A 14,332-nucleotide genomic window follows, 5' to 3' on the forward strand; every position below is an offset into this window, starting at 1 on the left:
ATACATATGATCTGCCGGCTGCGAGATCAGCGAATGCCCCGTGCGACCACCAGGGACGGCATCCAACTGTATTACGAAGAGGCCGGCTCCGGCCCTGCGGTCGTGTTCGTTCACGAATACGCAGCCGACTACCGGACCTGGGAGCCGCAGATGCGGCACTTCGCGCGCTCCCACCGCTGCATCACCTTCAGCCAGCGCGGCTATCCGCCCTCCGACATTCCGAACGACCCCGACGCCTATCTGCAGGACAGATTCCGCGATGACGTGATCGCGGTCATGGACGCGCTGAAGATCGAGAAGGCCCACATCGTCGGCCATTCGATGGGCGCTGCCACCGCACTCCACGTCGGCATCCGCTATCCGGAGCGCTGCATCTCGGTGATCGCCGCGGGCTGCGGCTATGGTTCGAGCGCCGACGCCGCCAAGGTCGAAGAGGCCCGCGCGGCGTCCCGCGAGATCGGCAAGATGTTCGCCGAAACCTCGATGGAAGAGAGCGCGCGGCGCTACGCCGACGGCGTGGTGCGGCAGGCGCATAAGAACAAGGACCCGCGCGGCTACGCGCACTTCGTCAAGCTCTTGAGCGAGCATTCGCCGCTCGGCCATTCGCTCACCATGCTGAACCTGCAGGCCAAGCGCCCGTCGCTCTGGGAGATGGAAGCCGAGCTGAAGGCGTTCAAGCCGCCGCTCTTCATCATCGTCGGCGACGAGGACGACTGGTGCGTCGACGGCAGCATCTATCTGCGACGCACCGTGCCGACCGCGGGTCTCTATGTGGTGCCGCGCACCGGCCATACGCTGACCAGCGAAGAGCCCGAGAAATTCAATGCGGCGTTGGAGGAATTCTTCGCCGAAACCGAGCGCGGGCGCTGGCTCGCGCACAAGCCAAAGAAGTAATCGATCCAAATATCAGGAGGTGCCCCATGGATCTCAAGCTCAAAGGCAAAACCGCGCTGGTGACCGGCGGCAGCGAGGGCATCGGCAAGGGCATTGCGATCGCCTTGGCCAACGAAGGCGTCGATGTCGCGATCTGCTCCCGCAGCAAGGATAAGCTCGAAGCCACCGCGGCGGAGATCGCGAAGGCAACCGGCCGCAAGATCGTGCCGATCCCGGCCGATCTGCGCCAGGACAAGGACGCCAAGAACTTCATCGAGCAGGCGCACAAGGCGCTCGGCCGCTGCGACATCATGATCAACAACGCCGGCTCGGCGGCGGGCGGCGTGATCGAGCATCTCACCGAGGACGACTGGGAAGCCGGCCTGCAGCTCAAGTTCATGGGCTACGTGCGCTGCCTGCGCTACGTCCTGCCCATCATGGTCAAGCAGGGCGGCGGCCGCGTCGTGAACCTGATCGGCAACGACGGCGTGAAGCCGTCCTACTGGGAGATCTGCCCAGGTGCGGCCAACGCGGCAGGTCAGAACCTCACCGTGTCGCTCGCCGGCCAGTACGGCAAGCACGGCATCAGCTTCTGCGCCGTGAACCCCGGCCCGGTGCGCACAGAGCGCTGGGCGGGCCTGGTCAAGGCCATGTCGCGCGACATGAAGATTTCCTACGAGGAGGCCGACACGCTGGCGCCCTCCTCGATCCCGCTTGGCCGCATCGCCGAGGTCGACGAAGTCGCCAATCTCGTCGTGATGCTCGCCTCCCCGATGATGCAGATGGTCAACGGCACCATGATCGAGATCGACGGCGGTCAGGACAAGCCGTTGATGGATCGCTTCCGCGACAAGAACCGGAGTTGACTCCGGCAAAGCGCGAGCCCGACAATTGATGAAATGCCGGACACACCCACGCAGGAGTCTCTCCCATGGTCACCAGGATGATCACCAAGCGTAACGTGTTCTTGCTCGCATTCACAGCCGCGGCCGCCTTGGGCTTTACAGCCCAAGGCTCTGCTCAAGAAACCATCAAGATCGGCGAACTCAACAGCTACAAGACCCAGTCGGCCTTCCTCGATCCCTACAAGAAGGGCATGGAGCTCGCACTCGAAGAGGTCAACGGCAAGGGCGGCGTGCTCGGCAAGAAGCTCGAGCTGATCTCGCGCGACGACGGCACCAATCCGGGCGAAGCGGTCCGCGTTGCCGAGGAATTGATCACCCGCGAAGGCGTGTCGATGATCGCGGGCACGTTCCTCTCGCACATCGGTCTCGCGGTGACCAACTTCGCCGGCCAGAAGAAGGTGTTTTTCCTCGCCGCCGAGCCGCTCACCGACAAAATCACCTGGCAGAACGGCAACAAGTACACCTATCGGCTGCGCGCCACGACCTACATGCAGACCGCGATGCTGCTGCCGGCCGCACTCGAGGCCAAGAAGAAGCGCTGGGCGCTGGTCTATCCGGACTTCGAGTACGGCCAGTCGGCGGTCGAGAACTTCAAGGCGCTGATGAAGAAATCGCAGCCCGACATCGAGTTCGTCACCGAACAGGCAACGCCGCTCGGCAAGGTCGACGCCGGCGCAGTGGCGCAGGCGATCGACGACGCCAAGCCCGACGCGATCTTCAACGTGCTGTTCGGACCGGACCTCGCGAAGTTCGTCCGCGAGGGCAACACCCGCGGCGTGTTCAAGAACCGCGTCGTGGTGAGCCTGCTCTCCGGCGAGCCGGAATATCTCGATCCGCTGAAGGACGAGGCCCCGGTCGGCTGGACCGTCACAGGTTATCCCTGGGACAAGGTCAAGACGCCGGAGCACATGGCGTTCGTCGCCGCCTATCAGAAAAAGTTCAATGACTATCCGCGGCTCGGGTCGATCGTCGGCTACTCGACGATCAAATCGATCGCTGCCGGCATCGCCAAGGCGGGCTCGACCGATACGGAGAAGATGGTCGCGGCCTTCGCCGGCCTGAAGGTCGACAGTCCGTTCGGGCCGTTCGAGTACCGCGCCAGCGACCATCAGGCCACCATGGGCGCCTATGTCGGCAAGATCGCGCTGGAGAACGGCAAGGGCACCATGAGCGACTTCAAGTATATCGATGGCGCAACCGTTCTGCCGTCCGACGCCGAGGTGAAGAAGCTCCGGCCCGCGGAGGCGAACTGACCGGACCGGCTGCGACTGGCTTGCGCCCTCTTCTCGCGGAACATGCGAGGAGAGGGCCGCCAGCCTGAGCCGCCAACTCCTTGAGCCGCGATGTCGCTCAACGCATTCCTGTTCCAGGCGGTCAACGGTCTTTCCACCGCCTCCGGACTCTTTCTCGTCGCCGCCGGCCTCTCGCTGATTTTCGGCGTCTCGCGCATCGTCAACATCGCGCACGGGTCCCTCTATATGCTCGGGACCTACATCGCCTACACGTTTGCCACGAGGCTCGGCGGCGGCTTCGGATTCTGGGGTGGCATCGTCGCCACCGCGCTCATTGTCGGCGCGATCGGGGCTGCGATCGAGTTTGTGCTGCTGCGGCAGATCTACCGCGCGCCCGAACTGTTCCAGCTGCTCGCGACCTTCGCGCTGGTGCTCGTCATCAACGACGCAACGCTCTATCTCTGGGGCCCGGAAGACCTGCTCGGCCCGCGCGCACCGGGGCTGCGCGACGCCGTCGAATTCCTGGGACGGAGATTGCCGAGCTACGACGTGTTCCTGATCGTCGTCGGCCCGCTCGTTCTTCTGGCGATGCATCTGCTCCTGGCGAAGACGCGCTTCGGCCGTCTCATTCGCGCCGCGACGCAAGACCGCGAGATGGTCGGCGCGCTCGGCGTCAACCAGTCGATGCTGTTCACCGCGGTGTTTGCGCTGGGCTCGCTGCTCGCAGGCCTCGGAGGCGCGCTTCAAGTCGCCCGCGAGCCGGCCAACCTCACGACCGACCTCAACGCCATCAGCGACGCCTTCGTCGTCGTGGTCGTCGGCGGCATGGGCTCGATCCCGGGTGCGTATCTCGCCGCCGTGATCATCGCCGAGGTGAAAGCTCTGTGCATCGGACTCGGCGTGGTCGACTTCGGCTTCATCAAGATCAACTTCACCAAGTTCACGCTGGTCGCCGAATTCATCGTCATGGCCGTGGTGCTGATCGCGCGGCCCTACGGCCTCCTCGGCCGGCCGCAAGGCACGGTGCGTTCCATCGCCGAGCCGGAGGAACCGATTCGCCCGGCGACGCCGATTGTCAAAACGCTCGGCGTTGCAGCGCTCGTGCTGCTGCTGGCGCTGCCGTTCCTCGCACAGTCCTCGCCGTATCTCCTGGTCCTCGGCATCGACGTGCTGATCGCGGTGCTGTTTGCCACCAGCCTGCACTTCATCATGGGCCCCGGCGGCATGCACTCGTTCGGGCATGCCGCCTACTTCGGCCTCGGCGCCTATGGCGCGGCGCTGTCGCTGAAATTCCTCGCGGCCTCGATGGGCCTCGCGCTGATGATCGCGCCGATCGCGGCGCTGCTCGGCGCCTTGCTGTTCGGCTGGTTCGCGGTGCGGCTCTCCGGCGTGTACCTCGCAATGCTTACGCTCGCCTTCGCTCAGATCGTCTGGGCCGCGGTGTTCCAATGGGAGCCGTTCACCGGCGGTTCGAACGGCGTGGTCGGCGTCTGGCCGAAGCCGCCGTTCGACAAGAGCTCGGCCTACTTCCTCCTGGCGCTGGCGCTCACGGTGCCGGCCGTGCTGCTGCTGCGCCGCTTCCTGTTCTCGCCCTTCGGCTATGCGATGCGCGCCGGCCGCGACTCGCCGCTGCGCGCCGAGGCCATCGGCATCGACGTGAAACGCGTGCACTGGCTGGCGTTCGCGGTCGCGGGCGGCGCCTGCGGCATCGCCGGCGGGCTGTTCGCCTTCGCCAAGGGCTCGATCTCGCCGGAAACCATCCACGTCGGCCGCTCGATCGATGGCCTTGTGATGGTGCTGCTCGGCGGCCTGCAGACGCTGACCGGACCTATCGTGGGCGCCTCGGTCTTCGCCGTGCTGCAGGATACCATCATGCGCTCGACCGAATACTGGCGCGCGCTTCTTGGCGGCGTGATCCTGCTGCTGGTTCTGGTGTTTCCGTCGGGCATCGTCGGCGGCATCATCAACCTCGCGCGCCGCGGGAAGCCCGCGTCATGAGCGAGCTCGCGATCAGCAACCTCTCGAAAGCCTTCGGCGGCGTTCACGCCGTGCGCGACGTCAGCTTCACGATCGGCAAGGGCGAGTTCCTGGCGCTGATCGGGCCGAACGGCGCCGGCAAATCGACCTGCTTCAATATGATCAACGGCCAGCTCCGGCCGGATTCCGGCGAGATCCGGTTCGGCGGCCGCAACATCGCAGGGCTCGCGCCGCGCGACATCTGGAAGCTCGGCGTCGGCCGCACCTTCCAGGTCGCGGCGACCTTCGGCTCGATGACGGTCGCCGAGAACGTGCAGATGGCGCTGATCTCGCACGCCGGCGAGATCTACCGGTTCTGGAAGCCCGCGGCGCAGCGGCACAAGGAGCGCGCGCTGGCATTGCTCGATCAGGTCGGCATGAAGGCCGCCGCCGACCGGCCCAGTCGCGAGTTGGCTTACGGCGATGTCAAACGCGTCGAACTCGCCATTGCCCTGGCCAACGATCCTCACCTCCTTCTCATGGACGAGCCGACTGCCGGCATGGCGCCGCGCGAACGGAACGAACTGATCGCCCTGGTGAAGCGCCTCGTGCTGGAGCGCGGCATCTCCGTGCTGTTCACCGAACATTCGATGGACGTGGTGTTCACGCATGCAGACCGCATCATCGTTCTGTCGCGCGGCCGGCTGATCGCCGACGGAAACGCCCAATCGATCCGCGATGACGAGAAGGTCCGCGAAGTCTATTTCGGCACCGGCAAGACTTTTGTGAAGGCGCACGCGCCATGAACGCGAGCAAGAGCGAGACCATCCTTTCGGTCGAGAAGCTCGCGGCGTCTTACGGCGCGGCGCAGATCCTCTACGACCTGTCGCTCGAGGTTGGCCGCGGCGAGGTCGTGGCATTGATGGGGAGAAACGGCGCCGGCAAGTCGACCACCATGAAGGCCATCATGGGCCTGATGGCGCGCAAGGGTCAGGTGACCTTCAACGGCGTCGACATCTCGCGCGCAAAACCGCACGAGATCGCGCGCCTCGGACTCGGTTTCACACCGGAAGACCGTAGGATTTTTGCCGATCTCACCGTGATGGAGAATCTCGACATCGGCCGCCAGCCGCCGCGAAGCTTTGCCGATGGCACGGCTGCGCCGGAGTGGAGTCCGGAGCGGCTGTTCAAGCTGTTTCCGAACCTCGGTGAGATGCCCGACCGCCCCGGGGGCCGCATGAGCGGCGGCGAGCAGCAGATGCTCACCGTGGCGCGCACGCTGATGGGTAACCCGCTGCTGGTGCTGCTCGACGAACCGTCGGAAGGCGTCGCGCCGCTGATCGTCGAGCAGATGGCCAACACGATTCTCGAGTTGAAGAAGGAGGGCCTGTCGATCCTCCTGTCGGAACAGAACATGGTGTTCGCTGAGCTTGTATCGGATCGCGCCTATGTTCTGGAAAAGGGCGAGATCCGCTGGCATGGCACCATGGCGGCGCTCGCGGTTGATTCGGCGGTGCAACGCAGCTATCTCACGCTTTAGTTTTTTAAATCGAGAATTGCCGATCATGGCACGTCGCCCCAAGCTCAAAGCGCTGCCCGAAGCCTCGGCGGCAAACGGCTATCTGCTCGACGATCAGATCGGCTTCCTGCTGCGCGTCGCGATGCAGCGGCACACCTCGATCTTCATGTCACAGATGGTCGGCGACCTGACGCAGCCGCAGTTTGCGGCCATGGCCAAGCTCCTCGAGGTCGGCCCCTGTTCGCAGAACCATCTCGGCCGGCTGATCTATCTCGATGCCTCGACGATCAAGGGCATCGTCGACCGGCTGCAGCTTCGCGGCCTGGTCGCGACCTGCGACGATGCGACCGACAAGCGCCGCCGCGCCGTGACCTTGACCGACAAGGGCCGCCGCGCCACCGAGGCGGCGACGTCGGTTGCGAGCAAGATCACCAAGAAGACGCTCGCGCCGCTGACCGGCGAGGAGCAGAAGGCCGTGCTGAAGCTGCTGCGCAAGCTGACGTAGAGCGCAGTTGTCTTTGAAGCAACACGGGTGATCTATCACCGTCACCCTGAGGTGCGAGAGAGCGAAGCGAGCGAGCCTCGAAGGGCGACGGCCCGGAATTCCGGGGCCGCATCCTTCGAGGCGAGCTACGCTCGCACCTCAGCGACTGTGTCTCCCGTCAAGTGTTTTGCCATTTTCTGCTGTCTCTGAGCATGGCGTTGATGATGGTGAGGAGCTTCCTGGCCACCGCGATGAGCGCGACCTTCTTTGGCTTACCGGCGGCGAGCAGTCGGGCGTAGAAGGCCTTGAGCACCGGGTTGTGGCGACTGGCCGTCAAGGCGGCAATGAACAGAGCCGAGCGAAGCGCCGTGCGACCTCCGCCGATCATGGCCTTGCCCCGCCAGCGGCCCGATTGTCTGGTGTAGGGCGCCACACCAGCCAGGCTTGCGATGCGACGGCGATCGAGGTTGCCGAGCTCAGGCGCTTCCGCGAGGAAGATGCGGGCCAGCGTGTTCTTGATTCCGGGAACCGAGATGAGCAGGTCCTCCTTCTCCCGCCAGACCGGGGCGCCACGAACCAGACCATCGATGTCCCGATCGATGCTCGGCAGTTCCTTCTCGAGAACGGCAATGTGCCGCGCCAGGCTCTTGCGAACCCGCACGTTGCTGGCGTGCTTCTCGCGCTGCCGCTCGGCCACCAGCATCTCGATGATCTGGCGCCGCCGGCCGACCAACTCGGCGAGCAGCACGGCTGTTTCTTCAGGCATCGGCCGCGGCTCAGGTTTGACCGCCTCCGCGAAGTGGGCGATCACGCCCGCATCGATCGGATCGGTCTTGGCGCGCTTGCCGATGGCCTGTGCGAAGTGCCGAACTTGAGCTGGGTTCACCACTGCAAGCGGAAGTCCAGCTCCAGCCACCGCTGCCGCAACGATCGTCTCAAAGCCGCCCGTCGCCTCCACCGCAATCAGCGAAGGCGAAAGCCCTCGCAGACGGTCCACCAGGTCTTCCAGACCCTTGCCGTTCCGCTCGACCGCAAAGGCCTCACCGCCAGGGCGCACATGAACGTCCAGACGGTCTTTCGATACATCAATGCCAACGTAGATCGTGTCCATCTTCACCCTTCCTTGCGCAACCGGGCTTCGCTTGCGGCCCTCGCGACTGTTCGGGTTCGATGGAACGGCGGACGGATGCCCGTGCTGAGGTCCGGGCTTCATAGCCCCAGGATGAGACGGTCTCCCGTCCGCCACCGCGCCGACAACTCTAGCCGACGAAGCGATTCGTGACTTACAAGGATGACGGATCAAGAGCGCGCTCGCTTCGGCAGAGCACGATCAGAGCCTAACCGGCAGCTCTCAAAATCGCCTTCATCCTCTGCGGCGTAACCGGCAATTGCTTCACCGAGCCCGGCTTGCCGATCGCGTCGTCGATCGCGGCCGCGATCGCGGCGCCGACCGCGTTGACACCGGCCTCGCCTGCGCCCTTCAGACCGAGAGAATTGAGCGGGCTCGGGGCGTCCTCGGCGATGATCACGTCCATCGGCGGCGTCTCGCGCACGGTCGGCATCAGATAGTCGGCAAAGGTCACCGACAGCGGCTCACCGCTTTCGTCATAGAGAAACTCCTCGAGCAGCGCGCCGCCGAGACCCTGCGCGATGCCGCCGGTGATCTGGCCTTCGATCAGCATCGGGTTGACGGCGCGGCCGATGTCATAGGCGACAAGATAGCGCTCGATCTTGATGTGACCGGTCTGGCGATCGACCGCGACCTGCGCAACGTGCACGCCATAGGGATAGACCATGTGGCTCGACTCGAACGACGCCTCGGCGAAAGCCCGCTCGCCGGCCCTCGCCATTGCGGCGACGACGTCGGCGACCGCCATCGTCGCGCCCGTGCCCGAGGCGTGCCGGACGACGCCGTCCTTGAGCACCAGTTGCTCGGATGTCGCCTGCATCAGTCCTGCCGCCGCGCGCAGGATCTGGTCGCGCACGATGAGCGAGGCGCGGCGTGTCGCCTCGCCGGTCATCACTGTCACGCGCGATGCGAAAGCGCCAAGCCCGCGCTCGATGCGATCGGTCTGGCCGTGGATGACGCGCACCGAGGTGTAATCGATGCCGAGCGTTTCGGCGCAGACTTGCGCCATCGCGGTTTCGACGCCCTGCCCCACGGACGCGGCGCCCGTCACAAGTTCAACCGAACCGTTCGCGTGCATTTCCAGAGCGACATCGTCGAACGGCCCGAGCCCGCTTTTCTCCACGAACATCGCGAGGCCCACGCCGGCGAGTTCGCCCTTGCCGCGCCGAAGCCGCACGGCGTCGCGGATTTCCTTCCAGCCCGTCGCAGACAGCGCTTTGCCGAGCAGGCCCGCGTAGTCCCCGGAGTCGTAAATGACCTTGGTGCCGAGCGTGTCGAGGCGCAGGTCGTAGGGCATGTCGGCCTTTGCCAGGAGATTGCGCTCGCGTGCCTCGACCGGGGAGATGCCAACTTTGGCGGCGATCGCATCAATGAGCCGCTCGCGCACGAAGGTGCTTTCGTAGCGGCCTGGCGCCCGATAGGTCCCGCCGGGAGTCTTGTTGGTCAGGCGGATGTGGCCGATCGCCCGATACGCCGGCACGCGGTACGGCCCGGGAAGCATCGCGCATGCGAGGTCCGGCACGGTCGCGCCGTGGGTGCGCACGTAAGCGCCCTGGTCGTGGAAGAACTCGTTCTCGATACCAAGGATGCGGCCGTCGCGATCGATCGCCGCTTTGACGCGGTGGGTCTGCTGTCGCGAGTGATTGCAGGCGATCAGGTTCTCGCGGCGGTCTTCGATCCACTTGACCGGCCGCTTGAAGCGCAGCGCCGCTTCGCAGACCAGCACGTCCTCGGGATAAAGCTCACCGCGCACGCCGAAGCCGCCGCCGACATGGCCTTCGTAAAGATTCACCGACTTGCGGTCGCGTCCGAGCATCTTCGCGATCTGATCGCGGTTCCAGTGCGGCACTTTCGCCGCGCCATGCATTTCCAGCATGTCGTTCGCGATGTCGTAGCGGGCGATCGCGCCGCGGGTCTCCATGGGCACGCCCGAGTGGCGGCCGACCGCAAGTTCAAGCACCAGCGTATGCGCCGCGTTGCGGAACGCCGCGTCGATATCGCCGTATTCCTTGCGGATGGCCAGCGGTTCGGTTTGCAGCCCGGGCGCAAATTCACCGAGCGGATCGGTTGCGTTGACGATCGGCGTCAGCTGATCGAGATCCAGGGCCACCAGATCGGCGGCGTCCTCGGCCACATAGGCGTCGGACGCGAACACCACGGCCACCGGTTCGCCGACATAGCGCACGCGATCGTGCGCCAGCACATGTTGCCGGTAGGGACCGAGGCCTTCGACCTTGGTCAGCCGCACATCGATGGGCGGCAGCGCCTTGACGTCCTCGAAGGTCCACACCGCGAACACGCCGGGCAGCGCCTTCGCCTCCGATGCATCAATGGAGCGGATGATCGCGTTCGGGCTCGGCGAGCGCACCACGCGCATCGTGAGCTGATCGGGAAACTTGATATCGGACGCGAAGCGACCCTGGCCGGTCAGCAACAACCGGTCTTCCAGCCGGGGAACCGATTTGCCGATGAAGCCATCCGCCATCACTTCGATCCGCGCATCTCGGCCGCTGCGGCCCGCACCGCCTTGATGATGTTCTGATAGCCCGTACAGCGGCAGAGGTTCGACGACAGCACATCGAGCAGCTCGTCGTCGCCGATGTCGGGCTCTCGCTCCAGCACGCCGACTGCGAGCATCAGGAAGCCCGGCGTGCAGAAGCCGCATTGCAGGCCGTGGTGCTCCATGAAGGCGCGCTGCATCGGATGCAATTCGTCGCCACGCGCCAAGCCTTCGACCGTGCGGATTTTCTTGCCATCGGCCTGGGCTGCGAACATCAGGCAGGAGCGCACCGGCTCGCCGTTGACGATCACCGTGCAAGCGCCGCAAACGCCGTGCTCGCAGCCGATATGCGTTCCGGTCTGCCCGCAATCCTCGCGGATCGCATCGGCCAACGTTCGTCGCGGCTCGACCTGGATCGAAAAGTTGCGTCCGTTGATATTCAGCGTGACGGAGGTTTTCTCGCTCATTCAAGCACGCTCCTTGGCGCGCAGCGCCGCGCGGATGCGCTGCGGCGTTGCCGGCATCTCGTCGATCTGGACACCGAACGGTGCCAGCGCGTCGTTGACCGCATTGATCACGGCCGCGGGCGAGCCGATGGCGCCGCCCTCGCCGAGCCCCTTGGCCTTGGTGTTCGTCGCGCTGGTGTGAGTTTCGAGGTGATGCAGCTCGATCACCGGAATCTCGTGGGCGGTCGGCGGCAGATAATCGGCCAGCGTCGAGGTGAGAATGTTGCCGCTCTCGTCGTAGACGATCTCCTCGAGCAGCGCATTGCCGATGCCCTGTGCGATGCCGCCGTGCACCTGGCCGTCCGCGATCATCGGGTTGATCAGCCGGCCGGCATCCTCGGCGGCGACGAAGCGCTCGACCGTCACCTTGCCGGTCTTCACGTCGACCTCGACGATCGCGACGTGGCAGGCATTGGAGAAGGTCCCCGGCGGATCGTAAGAGCCCTTCTCGGTCATGCCGGGCTCGATCGCGCCCTTGAAGCGGTGGGTCTGGTGATAGGCCTCACGCGCCATCTCGGCGATCGGCACCGAGCGGTCCGTGCCGGCAACCTTCGCCATGCCGTCTTCCAGCACGATGTCGCCGCCTTCGGCTTCGAGCATGTGGCTCGCCATCTTGATCAGCTTCGCCCGCATGTTCTGCGCCGCGATCAGCGTGGCGCCACCGCAGATCACCAGCGAGCGGCTGGCGAAGGTGCCCCAGCCATAGGGCGTGCGGTCGGTATCGCCGTGGATCACCTTGATGCGCGAAGGCTCGATGCCGATCTCGTCGGCGATGATCTGGGCAAGCGTGGTGCGCAACCCCTGGCCGTGTGGCGAGGAGCCGATGCGCAGCTCGACATAGCCTGACGGATCGATGGTGAGTTCGACATTCTCCCAGCCCGGCGTGATCGCCATGCCGCGCGCCGCAAATGCCGGACTGCCATAGCCGCCGCGCTCCGAGAACGTCGCAAAGCCCAGGCCGAGATATTTTCCTTTGGCGCGGGCTTCCTGCTGCCGCTTGCGGAACGCCGGCACGTCGATGTGCTCCACCGCAAGCTCGAGCGTTTCCTTGTAGCTCGCCTCGTCGAACACCAGCCCCATCGCCGAGGTGTAAGGGAACTTGTCGATCAGGTTGCGCCTGCGGATGTCGATCGGATCGATGCCGAACGCAGCCGCGGCCTTGTCCATCAGCCGTTCCAGCGTGAACGTGATCACCGGCCGCGACACGCCGCGATACGGCGCCATCGGGCAGGTGTTGGTGACGACGCCACGCGAACGGCATTGGTATTGCCGCACGTCGTAAGGCCCAGGCATTTCGGCCATCGCCATCAACGGCTCGACGCCGCAGGTGGTCGGATAGCAGGAATAGGCGCCGATGTTGGAGAGGATATCGGCGTTGAGAGCCAGGAGTTTGCCGTTCTGGTCGAACGCAGCCTTCAGCGAGACGTGCTGGTCGCGGCTGTGGAAGCTCGCGATCAGGTTCTCGCGGCGGTCTTCGGTCCAGGCGAACGAGCTGCGGTGTTTGCGCGCGAGCCAGACCAGCAGCACGTATTCGGGCGCAAGCGACATCTTCTGCCCGAAGCCTCCGCCGACATCCGGCGCGACCACGCGCAGATCGCTCTCCGGGAATCCCAGAACGTCGGCAATCGCGGTGCGCGTCAGATGCGGCATCTGCGTCGCACAGGTCAGCGTCACGCGGCCGGTCGACATCTCGTATGCGGCGTGCCCGCCGCGCGGCTCCATCGGCGTGGCGTTCTGCCGGCGCGAGCGCGCCGTGATTTCGACGATCTTGTGCGCGCCGTTCCAGACCGCGTCGAAGCCTTCGGTCTTCACCAGGCCCTGAACGATCACATTGTCCGGGGATTCCGGATGCAGCTTCGGCGCGCCGCTTGCGATCGCATCGCGGCTGTCGATCAGGGGTTTGCGCTCGTCGATCGCGATTTCGATGCGGTCGACGATGTCCTCGGCTTCCTCCTCGGTCGGCGCAACCGCGGCGGCGAAGCATTCGCCGGCGAAGCGCACCACGCCGTCGGCCAGCACCGGATAGCCGATCGGCCGGTACTCGAACTTATGCAGCATCGGCCGGATCGGCTTCACGTCCTTGAGGTCAGCCGCGGTGATCACCATGGCGCCGTCCGGCGCCGAAATGCTCTTGATCGCGCCCGAGGCCATGGCGCTCCGCGCAAAGCGCACCCAATTCGCGGCGGGCAGGTCCGCCGTGAAGCGTCCCTGCCCTATCACGAGCGCGGGGTCTTCGAGCCGCCGGATCGAGCGGCCCACCCAGTTGCTGCCGGAGCCTTTGGTCGGGGCGCTCATGCGGCAGACTGCAAAGCGCGCTGGACCATGGCCTGCACCAGCTCGCGCCGGTATTCCGGCGGGATCTGCGCATCGTCCAGCGGATCGATGGCTGAGGCGGCGGCATCGGCCGCGGCCGTGAACACGGCCTCGCCAGGTTTCTTGCCGTTGAGCGCTGCTTCGGCTTCCGCGATGCGCCGCGGGCCCGCTTCCGCACCGCCAACGCCGACCCGCGCCTCGGCGACCGTGCCGTCCTTGAGCCGGTACGTGACCAGCGAGGCCGCCATGGCGAAATCGCCGGCGCGGCGGCTGAATTCCACGAACCCGAACCTGGTGTCATCCGGCAAAACCGGAAAGCGCACCTCGGCCAGCAGTTCATCCTCGCCGAGCGCCGTCGTCATGATGCCCTGGAAGAATTCACGGGCCGGGATCACCCGCTCGCCAGCTTTGCTCCGCGCAACCAGCTCGGCATCGAGGGTTGCGGCGGTCAGGCACCATTCGGAGGCCGGATCGGCATGCGCCAGACTGCCGCACATGGTGCCACGCATGCGGATCGGATAATGCGCGATGTTGCGCACCACGGCGGCAAGGAGCCGCCCGAGCGGCCCTGGCACCGCCGGCTTGTGAAACGCCGCGTGCCGGACACGCGCCCCGACCACGAGCCGCCCGCCCTCGACCTTGAGCTTGTCGAGGCCCGCGACCTCGTTGATGTCGATGAGATGCGCCGGCCGCGCCATCCGGAACGCCATGATCGGCACGAGGCTCTGGCCGCCGGCCAGCACCCGGCCGTCCTGCGGCGCGAGGTCAGCCAGCAGCGCCACGGCCTCTTCGACCGTCTTGGGGACGTGCCGGACAAAGGACGAAGCTTTCATCGCCGCCTCACCAGAAGGAACCACCCTGCGGAGGGAATGATAGCCCCTCCACAGGCTCTGGCAAGATTGTTTGTACACATAC

General features: G+C 65.5%; 12 protein-coding genes. 7 read left to right on the forward strand and 5 right to left on the reverse strand.

Going from position 1 to position 14,332, the window contains the following annotated elements; translation table 11 throughout:
• Positions 1-33: 33 nt before the first annotated feature.
• The 7 genes from RHPLAN_RS29975 to RHPLAN_RS30005 all read left to right on the forward strand — a co-directional run bounded on the left by RHPLAN_RS29975 (position 34) and on the right by RHPLAN_RS30005 (position 6,990).
• Complete coding sequence (locus RHPLAN_RS29975) at positions 34-894, forward strand: alpha/beta fold hydrolase (RefSeq protein ID WP_068026162.1); 861 nt, start codon at positions 34-36, stop codon at positions 892-894.
• A gap of 26 nt (positions 895-920) precedes the next feature.
• Complete coding sequence (locus RHPLAN_RS29980; RefSeq protein WP_068026165.1) at positions 921-1,739, forward strand: SDR family NAD(P)-dependent oxidoreductase; 819 nt, start codon at positions 921-923, stop codon at positions 1,737-1,739.
• Positions 1,740-1,804: 65 nt separating this feature from the next.
• Positions 1,805-3,031 (forward strand): ABC transporter substrate-binding protein, encoded by a 1,227-nt coding sequence (locus RHPLAN_RS29985; RefSeq protein WP_237179941.1) that lies wholly within the window; start codon positions 1,805-1,807, stop codon positions 3,029-3,031.
• 90 nt (positions 3,032-3,121) lie between these two features.
• Positions 3,122-5,008, forward strand: a complete 1,887-nt coding sequence (locus tag RHPLAN_RS29990) for an ABC transporter permease (RefSeq protein ID WP_068026169.1) — start codon at positions 3,122-3,124, stop codon at positions 5,006-5,008.
• The gene (locus RHPLAN_RS29995) at positions 5,005-5,772 is read left to right on the forward strand and encodes an ABC transporter ATP-binding protein (RefSeq protein ID WP_068026172.1); all 768 of its coding nucleotides are present in this window, start codon (positions 5,005-5,007) and stop codon (positions 5,770-5,772) included. Before RHPLAN_RS29990 ends, RHPLAN_RS29995 begins: the two co-directional genes overlap by 4 nt.
• Complete coding sequence (locus RHPLAN_RS30000; RefSeq protein ID WP_068026175.1) at positions 5,769-6,506, forward strand: ABC transporter ATP-binding protein; 738 nt, start codon at positions 5,769-5,771, stop codon at positions 6,504-6,506. The genes RHPLAN_RS29995 and RHPLAN_RS30000 overlap by 4 nt, the downstream gene beginning before the upstream one ends.
• Positions 6,507-6,531: 25 nt before the next feature.
• Positions 6,532-6,990, forward strand: a complete 459-nt coding sequence (locus tag RHPLAN_RS30005) for a MarR family winged helix-turn-helix transcriptional regulator (protein ID WP_068032044.1) — start codon at positions 6,532-6,534, stop codon at positions 6,988-6,990.
• Positions 6,991-7,147: 157 nt separating this feature from the next.
• On the opposite strand, the gene RHPLAN_RS30010 is transcribed toward RHPLAN_RS30005, so the two are convergent.
• The 5 genes from RHPLAN_RS30010 to RHPLAN_RS30030 form a co-directional block, all read right to left on the reverse strand.
• Complete coding sequence (locus RHPLAN_RS30010) at positions 7,148-8,080, reverse strand: IS110 family RNA-guided transposase (RefSeq protein WP_068013255.1); 933 nt, start codon at positions 8,078-8,080, stop codon at positions 7,148-7,150.
• A gap of 226 nt (positions 8,081-8,306) precedes the next feature.
• Positions 8,307-10,583, reverse strand: a complete 2,277-nt coding sequence (locus tag RHPLAN_RS30015) for a xanthine dehydrogenase family protein molybdopterin-binding subunit (RefSeq protein ID WP_068026177.1) — start codon at positions 10,581-10,583, stop codon at positions 8,307-8,309.
• Complete coding sequence (locus RHPLAN_RS30020) at positions 10,583-11,065, reverse strand: (2Fe-2S)-binding protein (protein WP_068026180.1); 483 nt, start codon at positions 11,063-11,065, stop codon at positions 10,583-10,585. Before RHPLAN_RS30020 ends, RHPLAN_RS30015 begins: the two co-directional genes overlap by 1 nt.
• Positions 11,066-13,399, reverse strand: coding sequence for a xanthine dehydrogenase family protein molybdopterin-binding subunit (locus RHPLAN_RS30025; RefSeq protein WP_068026183.1), 2,334 nt, complete (start codon positions 13,397-13,399; stop codon positions 11,066-11,068).
• The gene (locus RHPLAN_RS30030) at positions 13,396-14,250 is read right to left on the reverse strand and encodes an FAD binding domain-containing protein (protein WP_068026186.1); all 855 of its coding nucleotides are present in this window, start codon (positions 14,248-14,250) and stop codon (positions 13,396-13,398) included. Before RHPLAN_RS30030 ends, RHPLAN_RS30025 begins: the two co-directional genes overlap by 4 nt.
• Positions 14,251-14,332 lie beyond the last annotated feature (82 nt).

It is taken from the genome of Rhodoplanes sp. Z2-YC6860, assembly GCF_001579845.1.
GTDB lineage: Bacteria > Pseudomonadota > Alphaproteobacteria > Rhizobiales > Xanthobacteraceae > Z2-YC6860.

Excerpts from the sequence above, each read along its gene's own strand:
- RHPLAN_RS29975 (WP_068026162.1), top strand. The coding sequence starts at position 34 with ATGCCCCGTGCGACCACCAGGGACGGCATCCAACTGTATTACGAAGAG.
- RHPLAN_RS29980 (WP_068026165.1), top strand. The coding sequence starts at position 921 with ATGGATCTCAAGCTCAAAGGCAAAACCGCGCTGGTGACCGGCGGCAGC.
- RHPLAN_RS29985 (WP_237179941.1), top strand. The coding sequence starts at position 1,805 with ATGGTCACCAGGATGATCACCAAGCGTAACGTGTTCTTGCTCGCATTC.
- RHPLAN_RS29990 (WP_068026169.1), top strand. The coding sequence starts at position 3,122 with ATGTCGCTCAACGCATTCCTGTTCCAGGCGGTCAACGGTCTTTCCACC.
- RHPLAN_RS29995 (WP_068026172.1), top strand. The coding sequence starts at position 5,005 with ATGAGCGAGCTCGCGATCAGCAACCTCTCGAAAGCCTTCGGCGGCGTT.
- RHPLAN_RS30000 (WP_068026175.1), top strand. The coding sequence starts at position 5,769 with ATGAACGCGAGCAAGAGCGAGACCATCCTTTCGGTCGAGAAGCTCGCG.
- RHPLAN_RS30005 (WP_068032044.1), top strand. The coding sequence starts at position 6,532 with ATGGCACGTCGCCCCAAGCTCAAAGCGCTGCCCGAAGCCTCGGCGGCA.
- RHPLAN_RS30010 (WP_068013255.1), bottom strand. The coding sequence starts at position 8,080 with ATGGACACGATCTACGTTGGCATTGATGTATCGAAAGACCGTCTGGAC.
- RHPLAN_RS30015 (WP_068026177.1), bottom strand. The coding sequence starts at position 10,583 with ATGGCGGATGGCTTCATCGGCAAATCGGTTCCCCGGCTGGAAGACCGG.
- RHPLAN_RS30020 (WP_068026180.1), bottom strand. The coding sequence starts at position 11,065 with ATGAGCGAGAAAACCTCCGTCACGCTGAATATCAACGGACGCAACTTT.
- RHPLAN_RS30025 (WP_068026183.1), bottom strand. The coding sequence starts at position 13,399 with ATGAGCGCCCCGACCAAAGGCTCCGGCAGCAACTGGGTGGGCCGCTCG.
- RHPLAN_RS30030 (WP_068026186.1), bottom strand. The coding sequence starts at position 14,250 with ATGAAAGCTTCGTCCTTTGTCCGGCACGTCCCCAAGACGGTCGAAGAG.